1 protein-coding gene is annotated in these 1,196 nt (G+C 59.4%); it reads right to left on the bottom strand.

Annotated elements, in window-relative coordinates:
* On the bottom strand, positions 1-1,163 hold a 1,163-nt coding region (locus P3T18_RS36410), incomplete at its 3' end, for a DUF6531 domain-containing protein (RefSeq protein ID WP_429304794.1).
* Positions 1,164-1,196: the final 33 nt, after the last annotated feature.

Below are 1,196 nucleotides of genomic sequence, written 5' to 3' on the forward strand. Positions count from 1 at the left end.
CCCGTCGCCTGCAGTCCCTGCTCGCCGGTCAGGTCGGTCGTTTTCTGCTCGGCATAGCCCGTGACATTGCCCGCCGCGTCGTAGACAAACGCGCGCATCCTGCCGGGCGTGGCAACCAGATGTGGACGCAGTGAACTGGCATCGTTGTATGCGATCGTCGTCACAACAGGCTTTCCGGCAACCGTAGCAACCGCTGTTAGCGGCCGGTTCGCGCTGTCCCACGTGTAGTGCGTTCCACCGTCGGGCGTCGTTCGCTGCGACAGATTTCCAGCGGCATCCCAACTCCGCGTGACCGTTCCATCCGGCGTGGAGATTGAACCGGGACGCCACGCGTCAGGAGAGTTGAAACTGTAGGTACTCGTACCGGACACGTCGCTGAGCGTGGTCTTTCCGGACGCGTCATAACTGAATGTTGCGTTGCGCGTCGTATCCGGATGACTGACCGAAATCACGCGAGCATTCGCGTCATAACTCCAGGTTGCCGTTCTCGATCCGGACTCGTCCTTCACGCCGGTCAACGCATTGGGAAACCGTGCATCCTCGTAGAGATACTGACGGATCGTGCCGTCCGGATGAGTCACGGAAGCGAGATTGCCCTTCGCGTCATAGGCATACCGCGTGGTATTGCCCACTGGATCGACCAGCGCAATGATCCTGTCGCTGTCGTCGTACTGCAGGCTGACTTTTAGATAACCCGGTCCGACATTGTCGACAGCCCATTCATTGACCGCCACCATGCGGTTCCGGTAGTCGAATGAGAACTTGTGCAGGGAACCCGTGCGCGTCGTCTCCGAGTAGAACAAACTGGTGTTCGCCGAATAGGCTTCGGTCGTACCGAGAAGTTCGTCTTTGAGGTAGTAGTAGCTGTCGTTACCGTAGGTCAGCGAGTAGCCGCGATTTCCCGGCATCACCCATGCGTTGCCGCTCCGCGTGAACGTGAGTGGCTGCTGGTTGCCCCGGTAGATAACGATCTGCGGCGTGCTCGCATTGAGCGCCGTGAGATCGATTCTGCGTTGCCAGTTATTGACCCAGTTGCTCCCCATCGCTGTCTGCGTGGTGTCATAAAGCCTCGACAGATAGGTGCGCTTGAAGATCAGCGGGAGTGCGTCGCCACTCGCGAAGTCGGTTTCGGAGAGCGTGACAATGCCTTCCGCGGGCAACACGGGGTCGGCTGCTGGACATGTGGTTTCGGGCGC

Origin of the sequence: Paraburkholderia sp. GAS199 (genome assembly GCF_050436585.1) — a bacterium.
Classification (GTDB): domain Bacteria; phylum Pseudomonadota; class Gammaproteobacteria; order Burkholderiales; family Burkholderiaceae; genus Paraburkholderia.